At 49.7% G+C, this 15,084-nt stretch carries 12 protein-coding genes and 1 tRNA gene; 10 read left to right on the forward strand and 3 right to left on the reverse strand.

Annotation, left to right across the window (positions count from 1 at the left end):
* The first annotated feature begins 14 nt into the window (after window positions 1–14).
* Together J7I43_RS04835 and J7I43_RS04840 are read left to right on the forward strand one after the other, a co-directional pair.
* Window positions 15–1,427: an efflux transporter outer membrane subunit gene (locus J7I43_RS04835; protein WP_209143802.1), complete on the forward strand. Its 1,413-nt coding sequence runs from the start codon at window positions 15–17 to the stop codon at window positions 1,425–1,427.
* 386 nt (window positions 1,428–1,813) lie between these two features.
* Window positions 1,814–1,898: transfer RNA gene (locus J7I43_RS04840), tRNA-Ser, on the forward strand.
* A 194-nt stretch (window positions 1,899–2,092) separates the two neighbouring features.
* Here the strand turns inward: J7I43_RS04840 and msrA are convergent.
* Complete coding sequence (msrA, locus tag J7I43_RS04845; protein ID WP_209143804.1) at window positions 2,093–2,584, reverse strand: peptide-methionine (S)-S-oxide reductase MsrA; 492 nt, start codon at window positions 2,582–2,584, stop codon at window positions 2,093–2,095.
* A gap of 43 nt (window positions 2,585–2,627) precedes the next feature.
* On the reverse strand, window positions 2,628–3,611 hold the full coding sequence (gene trxB / locus J7I43_RS04850; protein WP_236023292.1) for a thioredoxin-disulfide reductase: 984 nt from the start codon (window positions 3,609–3,611) through the stop codon (window positions 2,628–2,630).
* Window positions 3,612–3,988: 377 nt separating this feature from the next.
* Here trxB and J7I43_RS04855 point away from each other — a divergent pair, with 377 nt between their 5' ends.
* From J7I43_RS04855 to J7I43_RS04865, 3 genes are all read left to right on the forward strand, one after another.
* The gene (locus J7I43_RS04855; RefSeq protein ID WP_209143806.1) at window positions 3,989–4,558 is read left to right on the forward strand and encodes a hypothetical protein; all 570 of its coding nucleotides are present in this window, start codon (window positions 3,989–3,991) and stop codon (window positions 4,556–4,558) included.
* A 61-nt stretch (window positions 4,559–4,619) separates the two neighbouring features.
* Window positions 4,620–5,015, forward strand: coding sequence for a YybH family protein (locus J7I43_RS04860; RefSeq protein WP_209143808.1), 396 nt, complete (start codon window positions 4,620–4,622; stop codon window positions 5,013–5,015).
* A 28-nt stretch (window positions 5,016–5,043) separates the two neighbouring features.
* Window positions 5,044–5,412 (forward strand): SPW repeat domain-containing protein, encoded by a 369-nt coding sequence (locus tag J7I43_RS04865; protein WP_209143810.1) that lies wholly within the window; start codon window positions 5,044–5,046, stop codon window positions 5,410–5,412.
* A gap of 92 nt (window positions 5,413–5,504) precedes the next feature.
* Here the strand turns inward: J7I43_RS04865 and J7I43_RS04870 are convergent, their stop codons facing one another.
* Window positions 5,505–6,095, reverse strand: a complete 591-nt coding sequence (locus tag J7I43_RS04870) for a Crp/Fnr family transcriptional regulator (RefSeq protein ID WP_209143812.1) — start codon at window positions 6,093–6,095, stop codon at window positions 5,505–5,507.
* 355 nt (window positions 6,096–6,450) lie between these two features.
* Between J7I43_RS04870 and J7I43_RS04875 the strand changes: the two genes are divergently transcribed.
* The 5 genes from J7I43_RS04875 to J7I43_RS04895 all read left to right on the forward strand — a co-directional run bounded on the left by J7I43_RS04875 (window position 6,451) and on the right by J7I43_RS04895 (window position 15,078).
* On the forward strand, window positions 6,451–6,732 hold the full coding sequence (locus J7I43_RS04875) for a DUF427 domain-containing protein (protein WP_209143814.1): 282 nt from the start codon (window positions 6,451–6,453) through the stop codon (window positions 6,730–6,732).
* 51 nt (window positions 6,733–6,783) lie between these two features.
* Entirely contained in the window at window positions 6,784–7,650 is an 867-nt protein-coding gene (locus tag J7I43_RS04880; protein ID WP_209143816.1) for an SDR family NAD(P)-dependent oxidoreductase, read from the forward strand.
* Window positions 7,651–8,486: 836 nt separating this feature from the next.
* Window positions 8,487–9,956, forward strand: coding sequence for a sulfatase (locus J7I43_RS04885; protein ID WP_209143818.1), 1,470 nt, complete (start codon window positions 8,487–8,489; stop codon window positions 9,954–9,956).
* Between the two features lie 129 nt (window positions 9,957–10,085).
* Window positions 10,086–13,244 carry a SusC/RagA family TonB-linked outer membrane protein gene (locus J7I43_RS04890; protein WP_209143820.1) on the forward strand — a complete coding sequence of 1,053 codons (3,159 nt, stop codon included), beginning with the start codon at window positions 10,086–10,088 and terminating at the stop codon, window positions 13,242–13,244.
* A 19-nt stretch (window positions 13,245–13,263) separates the two neighbouring features.
* Window positions 13,264–15,078, forward strand: coding sequence for a RagB/SusD family nutrient uptake outer membrane protein (locus J7I43_RS04895; RefSeq protein WP_209143822.1), 1,815 nt, complete (start codon window positions 13,264–13,266; stop codon window positions 15,076–15,078).
* Window positions 15,079–15,084: the final 6 nt, after the last annotated feature.

Consider the following 15,084-nt stretch of genomic DNA (forward strand, 5'->3'; position numbering starts at 1 on the left):
AATCAAGGATTATCATGACGCAATATTCAAAATATATCATTGTTATACTCACGGCAGCTTCGTTTGCCGCGTGCAAGGTCGGTAAAGACTTCCAGCGGCCGGAAGTGGCGCTGCCCGAACAGTTCGGCAGCACCACGCCCACCGCAGACAGCTCCATCGCCAACGCGCAATGGCGGCAGTTTTTCCCCGATCCGGCCCTGCAAAACCTGATCACGGAAGCGCTGAAGAACAATTTCGACCTGCAGATAGCCCTGAAGCGCATCGACGCCGCTTCCAGCTACGTAAAACAGGCCAGGGCGCAACTGCTGCCTTCCGTAACGGCCAACGCCACGGGCAATACGTCCATTCCGTCTAAAAACAGCCTCAACGGCGTCAGCCTGAACGAGTTCCTGAAGACCAGTCATATCGAGGACTTTAACCTCGGTGTGGGCATCAGCTGGGAAATCGACATCTGGGGTAAGATCCGCCGGCAGAAAGAATCCGCGCTGGCTTCTTACCTGCAGAGCTTCGAGGCGGCAAAGGCCGTGCAGACCGGCATCATCGCCAACGTGGCCAACAGTTATTTTAACCTGCTGATGCTGGACGCGCAGCTCGAAATAGCGCGGAAGAACGTAGCGCTGAGCGACACCATCGTACAGATGATCAAAATGCAGAAAACAGCCGGGGACGTTACGGAACTGGCCGTACAGCAGGCCGTGGCGCAGAAGCAGAATGCTGAATTGCTGGTGCCGCAGCTGGAACAGGCCGCCGCTATCCAGGAAAATGCCATCCGCATCCTGATGGGGCAAATGCCCGGCAACATCGCCCGCGGGGGCACGCTGGACGCTTATCCCATCTGGGACGAACTGCAGACAGGTATTCCCGCAAAGGTGATCGCCAACCGGCCGGACGTAAAAGCGTCCGAGCTCGGCCTTAAAGCCGCCAACGCCAATGTGGGTGCGGCGCAGGGCGCGATGTACCCGGCTCTCAGCCTCACGGCCAACGGCGGTCTGAACGCTTATGAGATCGGCAAATGGTTTTCCATACCGAACTCGCTGTTCGGAACGGTGGCCGGCAATATCTCACAGCCGATCTTCCAGCAGCGCCGTTTAAAAACGAACCTGGAAGTAGCCAAAGTAGAGCGCGACCAGGCGGTGATCCTTTTCCGCCAGAGCGTAACGGTAGCCGTACAGGAAGTGTCCAACGCGCTGATCCAGCTGGACAAGCTGGAGGGCCAGCAAGACATTGCAGGCGCCCGGCTGCAAACCACGCAGCAGGCCGTGAGCAATGCCCGCCTGCTGTTCCGCAGCGGCCTGGCGAATTACCTCGAGGTGATCAACGCGCAGGGCAGCAGCCTGCAGGCGGAGCTTACGCAGGCAGACATCAGGCGCCAGCGCCTTACCGCAATGGTAGACCTCTACCGCTCACTGGGCGGCGGATATCAATAAAAGGAGGGAAGGACCGGAGACAGGTGATAGTTGTTAATTTTCGGATCAACAGACAGGTTTACGGAAGAATGCAAGGGCAACTGTCATCTGTCACCGGTTATCTTTCTTCATGAACATCAGGTTGTACCGGCAGGCTTAGCGGAAACGCGGTTTGCCGGTTTTTTTATGGGGTCATGGCTACACGTATCATAGATGAGATCGTCGCCGGCGAAGCGCTCCCCGCGATCACCCGTTAATACGTCCGGGGCGTTGATAATGGAGGAAAAGGGGAGCATGGAGAAATTTTGATCCTTTGTAACCCTTTACTGTATTGGCTTTCATGAGTTTTTTATTGCCCGGGCGAAAAATAATTTTTTTAAATTCAACCGGATTTATACTTTTGCGCCGGAGGAATGGCAGAGCGGTCGATTGCGGCAGTCTTGAAAACTGTTGACTGTAACAGGTCCGGGGGTTCGAATCCCTCTTCCTCCGCTGAGAGGCGCTTCATCATGAAGCGCCTCTTTTTTATGTATATCAATTGTCCTTCTCTTTCATTTTCAAATGATTATGCGACAGAGGTTCTACATTGCAGGTGTTCGGTCAAAAACCGTTTTTAAGTATGGATCGCCGAACAGTTTGTTTACAAAGTCTCTTTTTTCTGTAGGAAAAATTCCCTTAACCCCGTTTTACAGGAATGTTCCGAATCGCTCAAAGTGGCAAGTGTACCCGTTAGGGTGTTTTACGAGATAATCCTGGTGATAGTCTTCAGCAGGCCAGAATTTAGTAAACGGTTCTAATGTGGTCACCACTTTTCCCGGCCAACGTTTTGAATCGTTCACCAGCTGGATCATATCCACCGCATCGATCCCTTCTTCATCATTCTGAATAAACAGTGCTGAACGGTAGCTTTTACCTCTATCGTTCCCCTGCCTGTCTACCGTGCTGGGATCATGTACTCTAAAAAAATAATCCAGCAATTCCTTATACGTCGTCTTACCCGGATCATAAGTAATTTCAATTCCTTCGGCGTGTCCCGGATGGTTCTGATACGTTGGGTTTTCGTTCTCCCCACCTAAGTAACCAACTTCGGTATCGATTACGCCCGGACGTGTTCTGAAAAGATCTTCCATACCCCAGAAACATCCGCCTGCCAGGTATGCTTTTTTATTATTCTCCATAAAATTTCTTTTAATATTATTTTAATCGCTGTTTTGTGCGTCATCATCCGCTCACTTTGTCAGTCATTTCCTCAATAACACCGTGTTCCATTGCCAATAAATACCGCTCGCAATCCAATGCGGCCATGCAGCCGCTTCCCGCAGCAGTGACCGCTTGCCGGTAATCCGCGTCCTGTGCGTCGCCACAACAGAAAATACCGGGAATATTGGTTTTTGTGGTACAGTTCTTTGTTTTGATGTATCCTACATCATCCATATCGATCCACGCTTTGAACACTTCAGTATTCGGGCGGTGACCGATAGCTAAAAAAATACCTTTGATATCCAGTCTTGTTTCCTGCAATGTAACATTATTATATAACTGCGCACCATTCACCTTTTGCCCGTCCCCGAGGATCTCTTTTACTTCCACATTGAATCTGACTTCGATGTTGGGTATATTTTCTACGCGACGAATCATTGTCTTTGTAGCTTTAAAACCCGATTTCCGGACCAGCATATAAACCTTCCTGCAAAGCTTTGACAAATGCAGGGCTTCCTCGGCAGCGGTGTCTCCCGCACCGACGATCGCCACGTCTTCACCTTTAAAGAAGTAGCCGTCACAGGTGGCGCAGGCCGAAACGCCGTGACCGGCATATTGCTGTTCAGATGCAAGCCCCAGCCATTTCGGTGTTGCCCCCGTGGCAATGATGACTGAATCCGCCAGTACGACTTTGTTGTCATCGATGGTAACTTTGTAGGGCGATTGGGAAAAGTCCACGGCGCTGACGAACCCGATGCGCAGATCCGTACCCATCCTCGAAGCTTGTTTGTGAAAATTCTCCATCATTCGCGGCCCCATAATACCATCAGGATAGCCCGGGTAATTCTCTACATCAGACGTTTTTGTCAGCTGTCCGCCAATTAGCAAGCCCGTATATAGTACGGGTTTTAAGTCTGCCCTGGCAGTATAGATGGCGGCCGTATAGCCGGATGGCCCTGATCCGATGATCAGGCATTTTATTCGTTCGTGTTGTTCCGTATTCAATGGTATTCTTTTTTATCAGGTAAGCATTATTGCATGGATCATCGCCGAGGACCAAAGGACAGACTGTCCGGATTCTTAAGATCGTCAATGCACCAGGATGGCAAGTTAAAAACTTGCCCCCTTTCAGACATTGACATTTGTCACACAAATTAGACGTGTTAAACCGGGCTCCTCCACGGCGGATATCCGTGGGATGCAGTGGTTTTTTGCTCCGGCTCAAGCCCGGTTATAGTCGAGATGCCTCACCATCGCGGTTCTGCAGTTTCTGTTTATTTTCTGTGATATATGTCAATGATAAAAAGATGAATGCTGCCGTACTTTGACGAATAAAGAACGAGGGATTTAAACTTATTCCATTCTGAAAATTTAAAAAGAATATGAGCCCGAAAAGCAATATCGTAAAGATCGTAAAGGAGCTGGATAAGCTGGGATATACCGAAGAATTCAGGATTGTCGGCGGGAAATTATATTGGGTGGAAACGTCCGACAGGTATGACCCGGATCAAATCGAAGTTGATCATGCTTACCGTTTTGAAAGTTCGGGCACGCGTGAAGATTCTTCTTTGGTTTATGGAATTTCAGTTCCGAAAGAAAGGATAAAGGGTATTCTTATTGATGTGTTTGATACATTGTCATCACTGGAAGATACTCCTGTCGTTAATAAGGTCCTGTCGGCAACGACATTATTATTAACCCATGAAGACAGCGGTCTGGAGCTGAAATTTGGCTTGCTGCCAAAGGTGCACAAATCAAAATTTGATGAGGATCCTCATCGATATGTGTTAAGGAAGGGCTTTCCCGACTTTCCGCCCTGCCCGTTTGCGCAAAGTTTTTCCATGTTGGGATATGACCATAAATTGAAGCAATACGTTTGGTTAACTACCAGTATTCTGAAAGATGAAAGATTAAAAGCAATAGATTATAAGCAGGGAGCAGATCTAGGCTGAAGCTACAGGTCTTGCTGAATATCGCGAAAACTTTTTATTAGCTAAAAAATAGAGAACGTACATGAAATCATTTCCACTCCCCACAAAGCCCGAGGATGTTATTCCTTCACTTGTTGAACGTTTCAATTCAGGTGATATCAATAACCAAATGGCTTTGTATGCCCCCGAAGCCGTATTTGTTGCGAACGACGGGCGACTTGTTACCGACCGTGAAGAGATCGCTGCCATAATAGGGCGCGACATCAAACTCGGACTTTCACTTAATACCAACGTGCGTCACGTGTTTACCGCCGGAGACACTGCACAGATTATCGTGGACTGGTCCATTGAGGGCATAGGGCCTGACGGCAGGGAAGTCAAGCTCGGAGGCTCGGCATGTGATATCGTACGGCGCGGCGCGGATGGTTTCTGGAGGTATATTATCGATAATAACCAGGGAACCGCGGTTCGGCAGTAACAACAGATAACTTAAAAAAACAAAAAACATGAAGTTGAGATTCCTTTCTCCGGGTAATCATGGCATAGTCGATTACCTTGCTGCCGCAGCACTGATCGTCTCGCCATTTATTTTGCAATTAGGCAGCAGCAATCCTTCAGCACGGTGGATATCTGTTGTTGCAGGTATTGTTGTCATCATCGTCAGCCTGGCTACAAAGTACCGTTACGGCGCATTTAAAATAATACCATTTGGCGGGCATCTTACACTCGATTTACTGGCGGCAACTTCTTTTATGCTGGTGCCGTTCCTTTTTAAACTGGAAGGTTTCGATGCCGCATATTATTATATCAATGCGGCCGTAGTATACTTGGTAGTTGCCGTTACCGCAAGTGAAAGCGTGCTTGCTGACAGGTAAAAAAACGATCTTCAGAAGATGGGCCGGCATAAGGATACCCCGCCGGTAGTACCCGGGTTATTTTAATGACCGGGTACTACCGGCCCGTCGGATTAAGTTTCCGCCATTTTGCTCCGTATTCTTGTTAACGTCTCTCTCGATACGCCGAGATACGAAGCGATCACATACATTGGAATACGGTCATGCAAATTCGGGAAACTCCGGATAAACTGCCTGTATCTTTCTTCCGCCTGAAGGCTGAGCATCATGTATATCCTGTCACGGGCCACATTGTAATCATCCTTAATGATCTTATTATTTACTTCGTTAAAACCGGGGATATTTTCCATAAGCGTTTTAAAGCTATTCGTTGAAAGCTGTATAACGGTACTATCTTCCAACGCGTCGATAAAGTCATTCGAAGGCGAGCCACCAAGAAGGCTAACCGGGTCGCTTACCCAATAATTAGCAGGGGAGAGGCCTATGATGTGCTCGCAGCCCTCATCGTCGATCCGGTATGATCTGAGACAACCGCTGCATACAAAAGTGTGATACCTGCATACGCTCCCCTGGCGAAGCAGATATTGCTTCTTTTTAAGGTGTTTGGGTATGGCCAGCGACTTAATGATTGCAATCTCATCGTCAGAGAACAGGCCATACGCTCTAATATAACTTTCAAAGAAATTGAATGTACTCTCAGGCATTAATAGAAACCGCTAATCGCATTAAAAAAACACATGCTTTCGTTGCACTTAATTGCAAAAAAGCCGTAACCCGGTTTTTGACCGTTTTTTATCGTCATAAAGCCACAACAGGGCGTTAAAATTAGATTATAGAACAAGCGATGAAAATGGACGCAAAGGACAATCTGTTGTAGAAAACACCCAGTTTTTGACGGAATAGGCCGATCTGTTCTTTCCGAGTGTGTGACATTTGTCAATGTATGGCTTGTTCGAAGTCTATACTTTAGAATCCAATGATGCCGGCTTAAATTTTACCATGCAATTGAAGCGAAAAAAATATTTAGCATAAAAATTTCATTTTTAGAAATCAACATCGATGAAAGCAATTTACAATGAACAGGTGATCGCGGAAAGCGATAACACGGTTGTGATCGAAGGCAATCATTATTTTCCGGCAGATTCGGTAAAAAAAGAATTCCTGACGGCGTCCGGTACGCATACGACCTGTCCCTGGAAAGGCGTCGCATCTTATTACAATGTGACTGTTAACGGAGAAATGGCGGCCGATGCGGCATGGTACTATCCAAACCCCAGCCCGTTAGCGGAAGGTATAAAAGGGCGCATTGCATTTTGGAATGGGGTAGCGGTAATTAAGTAGCATTATGATGTCTGTTATTATACGGCACCGGAATTGATTACTTTATTTTTTATGTCAAAAACAATTTTGATAACAGGCAGTGGTTCGGGTTATGGCAATTTAATTGCCAAAGCTTTGTCTGAAGAAGGGCATGGAGTGATTGCAGGCATGCAAATCATAGACGAAAAAAGCAGGAAAGCTGCCGATGACCTTTGCTCAATTCCTAACATTGAAGTAGTGGCTATAGATCTGGATAACGAAAGATCTATATCAGAAAGCGTAGGGCGGATCATTCATAAATACGGAGCTATCGACATATTGATCAACGATGCGGAAGTGGCCAGCTTCGGGTTGCTCGAGGCAACTTCCATCGCTCAAATAAGACAGGTGCTCGACATCGGCTTATTGAGCGTAATACGGATGATACAGGCTGTATTACCTGATATGCGAAAGAACAAGGCAGGGGTTATTTTAAATATCTGTTGCGGACCGTCTCTTTTTTCGGCGCCATTTCTAATACCTCAAACATTGGCAAAAATGGGCATCATGGCGTTATCGGAAGGGTTACAAGCCGAACTGAAGCTTGAAGGGATTGATTGCCTTGCTGTTTTAATTGATAATTGTTTATCCGGATCTATAAATAATAAGCTTTTTGAAGCCGACCTGCCGGAAATTGCCGGGGCTTATAAGATTGAATCCCGGCAAGTCATCCGGAAGGTAGAACGATCGATCCGGGAACCAGAACTGGCACTGGAAAAACGACAGGATGTTGCCAAAGATATCGTTGACCTGTTGAATATGAAAAGCGGGTTGAGACCAAAACAGTTGATTGTCGACAAAAAAAACGAGCGTACCATCCGGGAGCTGTTCGTCAGAAAGATCGAGTTAAAAAATAAATGGGCGGAACGAGCCGGCATAAAGCTATCGGCAACAACCTGAAGTTGCGGTTATGCCACAATGTGGTAAAAATGTTACCCCATAGTGCCAAAGTTTGTGATCCGATCCGAAATATCCGCCGTCATAAAGTCACTTCACTCAAAAGTCACCTGATAATATACACAACAAAGCATACAGGATTTCAGCACAGAAAGCAAAAGTTGTAGTTCTCCCGATTTGACGCCGGCATACCTGCGGGTAGGAGGGGTGGCTTTGGCCAGGAAATTTTTATTCCGTAAAAAGTTTGCAGGTTTAAAATTTAAATTTTACATTTGTTATGTACTACATAAGTACTAGTATACATAACATGATACAGTTGGTCCCGGCGTTAGCCGGCAGATTGCCTGTATGGAAGGTTTACAACCAATATCATTATTGCTGCCGTCCCTATCGACAAGGTTTTTGAACCGGGCAGCCAAATTTAGAATTCCACTGGTTAAGAAAATTACGCTTCATTCTTATTTAGAAGATCACGCAAGCCGATTGTAGCGGATACTTTTTAAGAGACCATCCCATATTGTTATTCCGGTACGATCTGATTTTGTTTGCAACGTTGTTTTTGCAATCGATGGAAATGGGCAGTGTGCAAGTGCAAAAGCCTATCATCTAAATTGTAATATTTCTGCAATCGATGGAAATAGTTGGGGCCGGGAAACCGGGCACCGGCACGGTCGCGTTTTTGATAACCGGAAATGCAGGAAAATGATGCGGAAAGGTACGCTGACAGTTTTATATCCCGATAACCGGTAATCCTGGACAGGAAATGAGTTGCCACGTTATTTCGCACAGTTATGATCTGATTCCCGTTGATTTTACAACAGATACAAAAATATAGGCTCATGATCCCTAGAAATTATTTTAACACGATTTCCAAAAGGATTTTTTTGGTTGCTGCGTGCATTTTGTATGCGTTTACCGTCTTTTCCAACGATGATAAAGGGAAAGACAAAAAATATAATGTGCTTTTTATCATGGTCGACGATCTGAGACCAAACCTGGCCTGTTATGGCGATAAAAAAGCCATTACGCCCAATATCGACAAACTTGCGCGCCGCGGTACGATGTTTAAAAACGCGTATTGCCAGCAGGCGGTTTGTAATCCCTCCCGCGCTTCCATTTTAACCGGGCTCCGCCCGAATCAGAATGGCGTTACCGATCTGATCACGCATTTCAGGGATAAGGTCCCGGGCGTTGCCACCCTGCCGCAGGCGTTTAAAAATAACGGGTACACCGCCGTGGGCGTAGGCAAGATCTTCCACGACACAAAAAGCACGGTGGATACCATCAGCTGGTCGCCCGTGCAATCGGAGATCGACGAAAAAAAAGGCAAAGAATATTTTCTCGAAAGGAATAAAAAGGGCGGCAAAGCCGATGCCTATGAGTTTACCGATCGCGACGACGCCAGTTATCCCGACGGAAAGGTTGCGGACCAGGCTGTTGAACTGTTAAGGCGGTTCAAAAATTCCGGCGAAAGTTTTTTCCTGGCAGCCGGCTTCAGAAAACCGCATCTTCCATTTTGCGCTCCCCAAAAGTACTGGGATATGTACGCGCACACTGCTTTCCCCGGTGTGGAAAACAGGAACAGGCCCATTGGCGCACCGGAAATCGCGTTTCACCAGGGTCAGGAATTGAGAGGTTATACCGATATACCCGATGAAGGGCCGCTCGCCGCCGGGAAAGAAAAAGACCTGATCCGCGCTTATTACGCATGTATCAGTTTTGCGGACGCACAGGTGGGCAAAGTACTGGACGAGCTGAACAGGCTCGGGCTGAGCGATAACACGATCGTTGTGCTGGTAGGCGATCACGGGTATCATTTGGGCGAGCAGGACCTGTGGTGCAAATCCACCAATTTCGAGCTGGACGCAAGAGTGCCTTTGATAATTTCCGTACCAAAAGCCAGTCAGAAAAACGGCGGCACCGATGCGATCGTTGAAGCCGTTGATATTTATCCTACGCTTACAGCCCTCTGCAAGATCGACCCGGCCCCGAAGCTCAGCGGCACCAGTCTTGTTCCCCTCCTGCAGAACCCCGCTATCCGGTGGGACAGGGTAGCCTACAGCCAGTTCGCCCGGCCCTATAAAGCATTGTTCTCAAAAACCGCCACGCATATGGGATACTCCGTCAGGGACCGGGAATGGCGATATACCGTTTGGTACAATTTGTCCGGCAACGCCATCGAAAACAAAGAGCTGTATTACCTGGGCAATGGCGGGATCGAAAAAGAAAACCTCTCCGGAACGGCAAAATATCAGCCGGTTGAAAAAAAACTGGGCGAATTATTGGAAACATACAGGAACATACAATAGGATTCAACCAAGCCAGGATCTTACATACAGGGCATAACCATTTTACAGTATAACCACTCAACTAATTCACGTATGTGTCAAGGGACAACTATTTTTAATTTTCCGGGTTGCGCGCGCATCAAAACGGTCATGCGGCACGGTGTACAATGCGCCATGCTGATGATTGCGCTGGTTGTTTTGTCGTGCCCCGCATCGGCGCAACAGGTTTCGCCCTCCGTTACAGGAAAGGTGACCGACGACCAGGGCGTTGGCCTGCCCGGCGTAAGCGTACGGCTGAAGAACGGAACGGCCGGCGCCAGCACGGATAAAAACGGCGCTTTTACGGTAAAAGTGCCCAATCTCCAGGGAACGCTCGTTTTTAACCATATCGGTTTTAAAAAACATGAAGAACCTTTGCGGGGACGAACTTCCATTACGATAACCCTGCTGGAAGACGCTTCGAAGCTGAATGAAGTGGTAGTGATCGGCTACGGCAGCACTTCCAAAAAAGACCTCACGGGATCGGTATCGCAGGTGCAGGTGGAAGACCTTCAAAAAGCGCCGGTTTTATCATTCGACCAGGCCCTTGCGGGAAGGGTGGCCGGCGTGCAGGTATCTTCCAACGACGGGCAGCCCGGCGCGGAAGGGATCAATATCGTGATCCGCGGCGCCAACTCGCTTTCCCAAAGCAATTCGCCGCTTTTTGTCGTAGACGGGTTCCCGATGGAAGACCCGGAAAATATGTCGCTGAACCCGGAAGACATCAAAACCATCAATATCCTGAAAGACGCTTCGGCTACCGCCATCTACGGCGCAAGAGGCGCAAACGGGGTAGTGGTGATCGAAACCAAACGCGGGCAGATCGGCGCGCCGGTTATCACCGCCACCGCATCGCTGGGTTTCCAGGAAGTATCGAAACGAATGGACGTAATGAGCCCCTACGAGTTCGTCAGCTACCAGCTTGAACGGGATTCGACGAATGCAAAGACCAGCTATCTTTCAAACGCTACGTTAGACGACTATAAAAATGTAAAGGGCGTAGACTGGCAGGATGAACTGTTCCGCAACGCGCCGATGCAGGTATACAACCTGGCGATGCGCGGCGGGAACCAGGGCACGAAATACTCCGTTTCAGGCTCCGTGGCCGATCAGCAGGGCGTGTTGGTCAATTCCGGGTTAAGCCGCTACCAGGGCCGTTTTGTGATCGATCAGAACATCGGTAAAAAAGTAACGGCGGGGCTGAATGTGAACTACAGCAAAGTGAGCAATTTCGGCCAGATCGCATCCAGCATCAATGCCGGTAACGGCGCCAGCGCCTACCTGTTATATTCCGTGTGGGGTTACAGGCCGGTTTCCGGCAAAAGCCTCGACGACGCCACCGACCTGAGCGAAGAGCTGATGGACGATGAGATAGACGAGACGATGGATTACCGCATCAACCCCATCATCAATGCAAAAAATGAAGTACGGCGGTCCGCGACGAAAAACCTCCTGGCGAACGCCTACATCGCTTATGAAATTATTCCCGGCCTCAAGCTGCGGATAAGCGGCGGCGTGGAAAACCTCAGCCGGCAAAATACCAGCTTTTATAACTCGCTTACTTCCAGGGGAACGCCTTTATTCCCTAACAATACGAAAGGCCAGTACGGCAGCGTAAACTTTGTGGAAAGAAGCAGCTGGCTGAACGAAAATACCCTTACCTGGACAAAAAGATTCAACCGGAAACACCGGCTGGAAGTGCTGGGCGGTTTCACCATGCAGGGGAACAAAGCAAGCGGCTACGGTTTTATGTCGCAAAACGTTCCGAACGAATCGCTGGGCGTTGCCGGGCTTGAACAGGGCATTCCCGGCTCCACGTCTTCCTCCGCCACTGAAAGTAAGCTGGGCTCGTTCCTGGCGCGCGTGAATTACAATTTCCTTTCGAGATATTTGCTGACAGTGAGTTTCCGGGCGGATGGATCTTCCAAGTTCGCTCCCGAGAACCGCTGGGCGTATTTTCCTTCGGCGGCTTTTGCCTGGCAGATCAAAGAGGAGAAGTTCATGCAATCGCTTCCGTTCATTTCCGACGCCAAACTCCGCACCAGCTACGGCGTTACGGGCAACAACCGCGTAAACGATTTCGCTACGCTTCCGGCGCTTACCAGCCCGATCGGCGCGTCTTATTCCTTCAACAACAGCATGCCGCAAACAGGGGTGATACAAACTTCCCTGGGTAATACGAAACTGAAATGGGAAACCACCGCGCAGGCCGATCTCGGTCTCGACCTCGGTTTCCTGAAAAACAGGATCCAGTTCACGGTAGACCTCTACCGGAAAACCACTTCCGATCTGCTGCTCAATGCAGACCTTCCCGCTACCACGGCTTTTGCAAGAGTATACAAAAACATCGGCAAAGTAAGGAACGAAGGGCTTGAGCTGACGCTGACCACCACCAACATAAAATCCGGCAGCTTCAGCTGGAGCACCGACGTTAACGTCAGCTTCAACCGCAATAAGGTATTGGGCCTGTCTGAAAACCAGGATAATCTTCTCAGCACCGTGGGCTGGGAGAACAGCTTCAGCACGGTGCCGCTGTACGTTGCCGCCCTCAACCAGCCCGCCGCCATGTTCTTCGGTTACCTGACGGACGGTTTGTACCAGGTAGACGATTTTGACGTGTCTGCCAGCGGCGCATATACCCTGAAGCTCAGCGAACCTACCAACGGCATGGCGAATTATCGTATTCAGCCGGGCGATATCAGGTATAAAGATGTAAACCTCGACGGCGTGGTGGACGAAAAAGACAGGGTGGTTATCGGGCGCGTGCTGCCGAAACATGTGGGTGGCCTGAACAATAACTTCAGGTATAAAGGTTTTGATCTTGGGATCTTTTTCCAATGGTCTTACGGCAACAAGATCTACAACGCCAACAGAACGATGTTCGAAGGGAATATGAGCAACCGCACCGGCCTGAACCAGTTCGCTTCCTACACCGACCGCTGGTCGATCGATAACCAGGACAGCAAAAGGTTCCGCGCCGGGGGATACGGCCCTGCCGGTTATTATTCCGATTATTTCCTGGAAGACGGCTCGTACCTGCGCCTGAAAACCGTGTCGCTGAGCTATGCGATCCCTTCAAAGATCCTGCGGTCTTCTTTCGTGAAAAATATCTCGGCTTCCGTTGCCGCGCAGAACCTCTATACCTGGACGAAATATTCCGGCATGGACCCGGAGGTTTCCGTACGTAATTCCGCGCTGACGCCCGGTTTCGACTACTCGGCTTATCCAAGGGCCCGCACGCTTACTTTCAGCATCCGGGCAGGCTTTTAACCTTTGACAAATTCACCTTATGAAAAAAATACTCATACATATTTTCGCGCTTCCCCTGCTTGTGCTGGGTAGCTGTAATAAGTACCTGGAAACGCAACCGAGCGATTTTCTCGCGCCAAGTACTTACTACAATACGGAAAAGGAACTGAATTTCGCATTGAACGGCGTTTACGAGGTGCTGGGCAACGCGGACCTTTATGGAGACAACATGTTTTACCAGTTCGATATTTCGGACGAAGGGGTGTATGGTCATGCGGGCGTGGTAAACGGCGTGCAGGTATATAATCTTTCCAATTCAGACCCTACCGTGGCGCGTACCTGGGAAACGCTTTACAACGGCGTGGGCCGGGCAAACCTGCTGCTGGAAAATATCGACAGGCCCAATATGGACGAAGGAAAAAGGAAGGTGATAAAAGGCGAGACGCTTTTTTTGCGCGCCTATTATTATTTCCTGCTTGCCCAGATGTGGGGCGATGTGCCGCTGGTGCTGGAAACCACGAAGTCACCCGAAAACACGCAGGTGCCCCGTGCGCCGCTCGCGCAGGTGTACAACCAGATACTCGCCGATCTGAAAGAAGCGGAAACGCTCGTGCTGCCGATCAAAACCATCGGTTTCGGCGGCCGGGTCAGCAAATCCGCTGTGCGCGGCATATTGGCGCGCGTTTGCCTGCATATGGCCGGTTACCCGCTGAACGACAGGTCGAAATACGCCGATGCGCGCGATTGGGCGAAAAAAGTAATGGACGACGGAGAAGCGGGCCATGCCCTGAACAGCTCCTACAACCAGGTATTTATCAACCTTGCGGCGGACAAATACGATATCGGGGAAAGTATTTTTGAAGTGGAATTCTGGGGCAACCGCTCAGACGCTTACACGGAAAGCGGCCGCCTCGGCTCGCGTAACGGCATCCGCTGCACGAATGTGGACACAGGTTACAGCCTCGGCCGCATCAACGCCACGCCGCGTTTTTACGCGCGTTACCAGCCTACCGACGACCGCCGCGACTGGAACATTGCGCCCTACATTTACGGCGGAACGGACAATGCCGAACGGGAATACTGGCCTGTTACCAACCTTTGGCAGCGAAGCTGCGGAAAATACCGGAGGATGTACGAAGTGCTGACGCCCAAAAGCACCAGCTTCACGCCGATCAATTACCCCATCCTCCGTTATGCGGACATCCTGCTGATGTTTGCGGAAGCAGACAACGAACTGACGGCCGCTCCTTCCGCCGAAGCGGTGAACGCCGTGAGCCTCGTCAGAAAAAGAGGGTACGGCAAGGCGCTTCATGGTGAAAACCTCGCGGAAATAACGATTACGAACGGCGGCAGCGGATATTCGTCTTCCAATCCGCCCACCGTGACCATCAGCGGCGGCGCAGGCAGCGGCGCCAGCGCCATCGCGACGATCGCGAACGGAAGGGTGGCCACCATCATTATCACCGACCGGGGCAGATTTTATACGTCGAACCCTACCGTAACCATCAGCGGCGGCGGCACCGGGGCCACCGCAACGGCTACGATCACCGTTGCCGGAGACGATGAGGTCCCCGCGGCGGATTACGCCACCAAAGAAAATTTCAGATCATTCATCCACGACGAGCGCAGCCGCGAATTATGTTTCGAAGGCCTGCGGAAAGGCGACCTCATCCGCTGGCAGGAGTTTCTTACCGAGATGCGCGCGGCCGGCACGGAAATTTACCAGATCGCCGCATCCGCCTACCGATTCGAATCGAGAGCGGGACTGAATGTAACCGAAAAGAATTTCCTTTTTCCCATCCCGACCGGCGAAATGTCCCTGAACCGTGCGCTCGTGCAAAACCCGGGATGGTAATTACCC

Source organism: Chitinophaga chungangae (genome assembly GCF_017742215.1).
GTDB lineage: Bacteria > Bacteroidota > Bacteroidia > Chitinophagales > Chitinophagaceae > Chitinophaga > Chitinophaga chungangae.

Excerpts from the sequence above, each read along its gene's own strand:
- J7I43_RS04835 (WP_209143802.1), top strand. The coding sequence starts at position 15 with ATGACGCAATATTCAAAATATATCATTGTTATACTCACGGCAGCTTCG.
- msrA (WP_209143804.1), bottom strand. The coding sequence starts at position 2,584 with ATGGAGAATAATAAAAAAGCATACCTGGCAGGCGGATGTTTCTGGGGT.
- J7I43_RS04855 (WP_209143806.1), top strand. The coding sequence starts at position 3,989 with ATGAGCCCGAAAAGCAATATCGTAAAGATCGTAAAGGAGCTGGATAAG.
- J7I43_RS04860 (WP_209143808.1), top strand. The coding sequence starts at position 4,620 with ATGAAATCATTTCCACTCCCCACAAAGCCCGAGGATGTTATTCCTTCA.
- J7I43_RS04865 (WP_209143810.1), top strand. The coding sequence starts at position 5,044 with ATGAAGTTGAGATTCCTTTCTCCGGGTAATCATGGCATAGTCGATTAC.
- J7I43_RS04870 (WP_209143812.1), bottom strand. The coding sequence starts at position 6,095 with ATGCCTGAGAGTACATTCAATTTCTTTGAAAGTTATATTAGAGCGTAT.
- J7I43_RS04875 (WP_209143814.1), top strand. The coding sequence starts at position 6,451 with ATGAAAGCAATTTACAATGAACAGGTGATCGCGGAAAGCGATAACACG.
- J7I43_RS04880 (WP_209143816.1), top strand. The coding sequence starts at position 6,784 with ATGTCAAAAACAATTTTGATAACAGGCAGTGGTTCGGGTTATGGCAAT.
- J7I43_RS04885 (WP_209143818.1), top strand. The coding sequence starts at position 8,487 with ATGATCCCTAGAAATTATTTTAACACGATTTCCAAAAGGATTTTTTTG.
- J7I43_RS04890 (WP_209143820.1), top strand. The coding sequence starts at position 10,086 with ATGCGGCACGGTGTACAATGCGCCATGCTGATGATTGCGCTGGTTGTT.
- J7I43_RS04895 (WP_209143822.1), top strand. The coding sequence starts at position 13,264 with ATGAAAAAAATACTCATACATATTTTCGCGCTTCCCCTGCTTGTGCTG.